At 76.3% G+C, this 6,040-nt stretch carries 5 protein-coding genes; all 5 read right to left on the bottom strand.

The genetic code is table 11. The features are described 5' to 3' along the window. On the bottom strand, positions 1-681 hold a 681-nt coding region (locus tag ACFWR9_RS41375; protein WP_383852476.1), incomplete at its 3' end, for a thioesterase II family protein. 133 nt (positions 682-814) lie between these two features. Beyond that, positions 815-2,239 carry a lyase family protein gene (locus ACFWR9_RS41380; protein WP_383852478.1) on the bottom strand — a complete coding sequence of 475 codons (1,425 nt, stop codon included), beginning with the start codon at positions 2,237-2,239 and terminating at the stop codon, positions 815-817. Next, the gene (locus ACFWR9_RS41385) at positions 2,236-4,212 is read right to left on the bottom strand and encodes an FAD/NAD(P)-binding protein (RefSeq protein ID WP_383852481.1); all 1,977 of its coding nucleotides are present in this window, start codon (positions 4,210-4,212) and stop codon (positions 2,236-2,238) included. Before ACFWR9_RS41385 ends, ACFWR9_RS41380 begins: the two co-directional genes overlap by 4 nt. Next, positions 4,212-4,340: a hypothetical protein gene (locus ACFWR9_RS41390; protein ID WP_383852483.1), complete on the bottom strand. Its 129-nt coding sequence runs from the start codon at positions 4,338-4,340 to the stop codon at positions 4,212-4,214. The genes ACFWR9_RS41385 and ACFWR9_RS41390 overlap by 1 nt, the downstream gene beginning before the upstream one ends. Continuing rightward, a partial coding sequence (locus ACFWR9_RS41395; RefSeq protein WP_383852486.1) for a condensation domain-containing protein occupies positions 4,337-6,040 on the bottom strand: 1,704 nt, incomplete at its 5' end. The genes ACFWR9_RS41395 and ACFWR9_RS41390, both read right to left, overlap by 4 nt.

Below are 6,040 nucleotides of genomic sequence, written 5' to 3' on the forward strand. Positions count from 1 at the left end.
GCCGCGGCCGATGATGGGGCCGCCGGGGAGGGGGCGCGGGACGACGCGGCCGGTGGTCCAGCGCGCCCAGCCGTCCCGGGGGGCCGCGCCGACGACTCGGTCGTCCTGGCCGTCGACGGCCAGGACGGGCACGGGCAGGGGGCGGTGTGCCGCGTCGGCGAGCGCGGCGGTGCGCAGGGCGGTGGCGAGCAGGAGGTCGTCGCGCAGTACGGGCAGCACGCTGCGGTACCAGAGGCTGCCGGGGGCGGCGAGGGGGCCGTGGGGTGCCGCGTCGAGGTCGCCCGCGAACCGCAGGAGGTCTGTGTCGCTCAGCTCGCCGTGGTGGGGGGTGGCGGCGTGGGGCGGGGGGCTGGCGCCGACGGCCAGGAGTGCGGGGGCGGGCAGCGCGAGGTCGAGCAGTGCGCGGGTGAGGGTGTGGGCGACGACGCCGCCCAGGCTGTGTCCGTACAGGGCGTAGGGGCGGCCGTCGGTGATCTGTTCGGCCAGCGGGCCCAGGAGGGTGTCGAGGAGCTGGTCGCGTGTGGTGGCGCGGGCTTCGCGGCGCCGGGCGCCGCGTCCGGGCAGCAGCAGGGGTACGACGCTCACCGCGGGGCCGGTGGTGGCGGGCCAGTGCGCGAAGGCGGACACGCCGGCGCCGGCGTGGGCGAAGCAGTAGAGGGTGAGCGGTGTGCCGTCCGGCATGGAGTCGCACCTCCTCGGTCGCCGTGGTGGGAGCGTGTGGGCTGGTGCTGAGCCTCGCCGACGTGCCTGGAGCACGGCTTGAATCGGCCACGTGCGGATGCGGTGCCGGCGGGGTTGCCGCGGTGTGCCGGTGTCACTCCGTGGGGGTGGGGGTGGCGGTGGTCAGGGCGTGGGCGGTCAGGGCCGGTGCGGCGCCCACGTAGGCGGTGGGGTCGAGGAGTTGTCCGAGTTCTTCCACGGTGTGGTGCGCGGTGACGTCCGGCAGGGTGGCCAGGACGTCCAGCAGGGGGCGCTGCTGTTGTTCGGCGGTGAGCGAGGCGTGGGCCAGCAGGTCTTTCGCGCGGGTCCGGCCGAGGCGGGGCGTGAGGAGGGCGGCCAGGCGTTCGCTGACCACCTGGCTCTTGGTCAGGCGGAGGTTGTGCAGCATGCGGTGGGGGTCCGGGGTGAGGCCGCCGGCCAGTTCCGCGGCCGTGTGGGCGGCGCCGCCGGTCAGGCGCAGCGCCTCGCGCAGCAGGAGCCACTCGGCGTGCCACACGCCCGCCGAGCGTTCGTCCTCGGTCACCAGGCACTGGGTGAGCCCGGCGGTCAGCAGGGGCACCTGCAGGGCGGCGCTGCGGATGAGGGTGGACAGGACGGGGTTGCGTTTGTGCGGCATGGCGGAGGAGGTGCCGCGTCCCGCGGCGGCGGGCTCGGCGACCTCGGCGATCTCGGTGCGGGCCAGGACCTGTACGTCGGCGGCGAGTTTGCCCAGGGCGCCGGTGGTGAAGGCGAGGGCGGCCGCGGTGTCGGCGACCGGGGTGCGCAGCGCGTGCCAGGGCAGGGCGGGCCGGGCCAGGCCGGTCTCGGCCGCGAAGGCGGTGACGAGCTGTTGCGGGTAGTCGCCGTGTGGTGCCGGGTGGGGCTGGGGGCGGGCGAACTCCAGGTATCCGGCGAGGGTGCCGGCCGCTCCGCCGAGGGAGACCGGCAGGCCGCGGTGTGCGGCGCGGATGCGGTCGGCGGCGTCCACGGCCAGGCGGTGCCAGCCCGCGGTTTTGAGGCCGAACGTGGTGGGGACGGCGTGCAGGGTGAGGGTGCGGCCGGCCATGACGGTCTGCTGGTGCCGGCGGGCGAGGCGGGCCAGGGCGGTGGCGGTGCGCTCCAGGTCGTCGAGGATCAGGTCCAGTGCCCGGCGGCACACCAGCATGGTGCCGGTGTCCAGGATGTCCTGGCTGGTGGAGCCGCGGTGCACGTACTCGGCGGCCCGCGGGTCTGTTGCCGCCACCGCCGCGGTCAGGGCGGCGACGAGTCCCACGACGGGGTTGGCGGTCTGTCTGGCCTGCAGCGCGAGGGCGCGCGGGTCGAACCGTTCGGCGCGGGCGGCGCGGGTGATGGCGCGGGCCGCCCGGTGCGGGACGGTGCCCAGGGCGGCCTGGGCGCGGGCGAGGGCCGCCTCGGCGTCCAGCATCGCCTGGAGCCAGGCCGTTTCGCTGACGGCTTGTTCGACGGGGGTGCCGGCCCGTACGGGGGAGAACAGTCCGGCGTCCGGGCCGCCGTCGAAGGGGGGTGTGTGCTGGGTCATGGCGTCCTCTCCAGCAGGCCGGCGGGGGGTGCGGGCAGGGGGGTGGCGGGCGGGGCGGGGGTGAGGCGCAGCACGTGGCGGGCGATGGCGTCGGAGTCGCCGAGGATGACGGAGTCGACGCCGGGGCGGATACCGGCCGCGGTCACCCAGTGCACGGACTCGGTGGGGACTCCGTAGGCGAAGCGCCGCGGGTGGGCGCGGCCTCGGGCGTCCACGGTGTGGTAGGGGCGGGTGGTGACGGCGAGGCCGCCCGTTTCCCAGGCTCCGCCGGTGCTTTCGATCCGGTAGGGCGTCGCCTGGCCGGTGGTCAGCAGGCTGTGCAGCAGGGGGTCGGCGGTGTGCCGCAGGTCGGGTTCGGGCAGGCGGGCCTCGATGAGGGCGGGGGCGCGGACGGGTGCGGCGCGGACGTGGCCGGCGCCGGCCACGAACGCGGCTCCGTCCGCGCCGGTGCTCAGGGACACGCGGGTGCCGGGGCCCAGGAGTTGGACGGTCCCGGCCTCGATCAGCGCGCTCAGTTCCTCGATGCGCGAGACGGGAGGGCCGATGGAGAGGAACGCGTTGAGGGGGGTGTACCAGCCGGCCAGTTCGTCCCGGTACGAAGCGCCGTCCAGGCCTGCGTGGTCGACCGCGAGGCGTACTTCGTTGCGCAGGTCGCGCAGGACGTCGAGGGCCGCTTTGAGCGGTCCGTCGACGTTGCCGGCGCGTGCCTGGCGTATGTCTTCGGCCAGGTGGGCGAGCAGCCAGTGCTGGAACTGGTCGCGGCCGGCGAAGTGCCGCCCCCCGGTGGGGTGCTGGAGCAGGTCCCAGTCCCACCGGTGGGCGGGGGCGATGCCGTGGGTGTCCAGGACGTGTTCGCGCTCGTGTGCGGTGGCGGCCGTGAGGTAGGCGGCGGCGAAGCGGGGCGCCTGGCGGGCGCGGTGCCGGGTGCGCAGCAGTGTCTCGTAGTAGACGCTCTCCACTTCCGCGGAGATCAGCGGCCACAGGTGGGTGGTGAAGCGGACCGGTTCCCCTTCCAGCCGGCGGCGGCGCAGCCGGTCGATGGCGGCGGCGGTGAGCAGGCGTGGTTCGTGGCGGCCGCTGGGGCCCTTCTGGTTCTCGCCGCGTGCGTGGTGGGGGACGCCGCGCCGGGAGCCGGCGTAGAGGCGCGGCTCCCGGCCGGAGGGGAGGTAGACGGTGCGGCCCCGGCGGCGGACGAAGCGGCCGCCGCGGCCGAGGGTGAGCAGGGCGATCTGGTCGAAGAAGTTGAGACCGAGTCCGCGCATCAGCACGGTCTGTCCCGGTGGGATGGTGTCGAGGTCCAGGTCGGCAGGGTTGGCGGGCGGGACGTACGTCAGGCCGTGTTCCGCGGCGGTGCGGGTCCAGGCCGATTCCTGGGCGCCGGGGAGGCGTGGCAGGTGGCCCTGGGCGAGGACCACGGCGTCGAGGCCGCGCAGGCGGGTGCCGTCGGCGAGGGTGAGGATCTGGGGGCCGCCGGGTTCGTCGCTCTGGTCGCGCAGCGCGACGGCGTGGGTGCGGTGCTCGACGATGCGGCAGTGGGCCGGCGCCCGCTGCCCGATGCGCCGGTAGGCGTCCTGCAGATAGCTGCCGTAGAAGGCGCGGGTGGGGTAGGCGTCCGGCCGCAGGGCGTGTGCCTCGGCGCGGGTGGCCTCGCCGAACCGGCCCCCCGGTGCGGCGGCCAGGACGACGGAGCGGGCCCAGGTGTACAGGTCGGGGCCGGGTTCCACCGGTCCCTTCATCGTGACCGTGGGGTCGGTGAACACGGTCACCTGGGAGGCGACGGTGTTCATCAGCAGCAGCCGTGACTGGTCGGTACGCCAGACCCGTCCGGCGCCGGGCCGGGCGGGGTCCACGAGGTGGACCGTGACCCGGCGGGGCGCGGGGTCGGCCCGTTCGTTGGCGCAGATCCGTTCCAGTACGGACAGGCCGCGGGGGCCGGCTCCCACGACGGCGATCCGCAGGTGCTCCGCGTCCATCACGCGTCCTCGGATCCGGGCGCGGGGGCGGGTCCGGGCACGGGGGCGGGGGCGGGGGCGAAGGCGGGCGCGGGGGCGGGGTGGTCGGGGGTGCCGGCCGGGGTGTGGCGCCGACGGTGGGTGGTCATGGCCGGGGCTCTCCTCGGGTCGGTTCACTGGAAGCGGTCCCGGCGGGCGCCTGGGCCATCCGCACCCGCGGCTGACCGGCGAGGGCGGCGAGCGCGTCGGCCACGCTCGCCGTGCCACCCCCCAGGTGGGGCAGGTGGCGCAGCAGCCGGGCGCACTGGAAGACCAGACGCGACGCGTCGGCGTCGGCGAGCCGGGAGCGGTCGTGTACGGCGGTCAGGACGAGGCCGTCGTCGGTGTCCCGGTGGGCGGACAGGGTGACCGGGAACAGGGTCCGGGCGCCGGCCGGGCGGGGCGGGGTGACGCTGATGCCCTGGGCGGCGAGGGCGGAGCGCAGGTCGTCGCGGCCGGGCCGCAGGGTCTCGACGGCGATGACGCTTTCCGCGAGCTTCTCGTTGGCGCGGCACCCGCTCCACCGGTGGACCTGGCCGAGCGAGACCCACTCGTAGGAGGCGATGTCCAGGGCCGTGTCGCGCAGTTCGGCCAGCAGCCGGGTGACGGGCGCGGCGGGGTCGACCCGCACGGTCATGGGCAGCGTGTTCGTGAGCAGGCCGGGCAGCCGTTCGACGGAGTCGAGGGCGATGCCGCGGCCGGGAACGGTGACGCCGAAGCCCACCGTGGCGGGCCCGGTGGCGGCTGCCGCCCGGTACAGCAGCAGTGCCCACGCCGCCTGCAGTGCGCCGGCCTCGGTGGCCGCGCAGGACGCCGCCCAGGCGCGCAGCCGCCCGGTGTGTGCGGCGCCGAGGCGGGCCTCGGTACGGCCGGTCCCGTTCAGGCCGGTGGCCGGTCCCGGCGCGGCGGGCAGCACCAGGGCGGTGCCCGGGGCGATGGTGCGGGACCAGAAGTCGCGGGCGGGGGCGGTGTCCTGGCGGGCGAGCCAGCGCGCGTAGTCGCGGATGTCGGGGCGCCGTTCGCCGCCGGGCAGGCGGCCGCCGGCGAGGTAGGCGCGGTAGAACTCCTGGAGCAGGACCGACACGCTCCAGCCGTCCAGCATGACGTGGTGGAAGGTGAGCAGCACCCGCACGCACGGGGGGCCGGCGCCTGTGGGGGCCCTCTCGTCGAGGAGGTTCAGCCGCAGCAGGGCCGGGCGGCGCAGGTCGAAGCCGCGGGTCCGGTCGCGTGTGCTCAGGTGCTGGAAGCCGACGGAGCCGGCCGGATGCCGGACGACTTCGATGCCGGCGTGTTCGTGCAGGAGCAGGCGTGGTCCGCTCTCCCAGTCGAAGGCGGCGCGCAGGACGGTCTCCCGGTCGGCCACCGACTGCCAGGCGGCGGTGAACCGTTCGGTGTCCAGGGGGCCGCGCCAGCGCCAGTGCAGTTGCTCCACGTGCCGGCCGGGGTCGGAGTGGGCGAGGGCGTCCAGGAGGAGGGTGTGCTGGTGGGGGGTGAGGGGCACGGTTGCCGGTGGGGGCTGGGGGGTGTGGGTGGGGTGGGTGTGGGCGGGGTGGGTCGGGGTGTGTTCGCCGGGCTCCCCCCGCGGCGTCGGGGCGGCGTCCGGTGCCGGATCCGGCTCACGCAGCGGCACCGGCACCGGATCACGCACCGCCACCGGCTCGCGCTCGGGAGCCGGATCCGGTTCACGCTCGGGATCCGGCTCCGGATCCGGCTCGGGCTCGGGCTCGGGCTCGGGCTCGGGCTCGGGCTCGGGCTCGGGCTCGGGCTCGGGCTCGGGCTCGGGCTCGGGCTCGGGCTCGGGCTCGGGCTC

This window comes from Streptomyces sp. NPDC058534, assembly GCF_042717365.1.
Taxonomy (GTDB): Bacteria; Actinomycetota; Actinomycetes; order Streptomycetales; family Streptomycetaceae; genus Streptomyces.

What these genes read in the sequence shown, in the direction of transcription:
- ACFWR9_RS41380 (WP_383852478.1), bottom strand. Translation starts at nt 2,239, where the DNA reads ATGACCCAGCACACACCCCCCTTCGACGGCGGCCCGGACGCCGGACTG.
- ACFWR9_RS41385 (WP_383852481.1), bottom strand. Translation starts at nt 4,212, where the DNA reads ATGGACGCGGAGCACCTGCGGATCGCCGTCGTGGGAGCCGGCCCCCGC.
- ACFWR9_RS41390 (WP_383852483.1), bottom strand. Translation starts at nt 4,340, where the DNA reads ATGACCACCCACCGTCGGCGCCACACCCCGGCCGGCACCCCCGACCAC.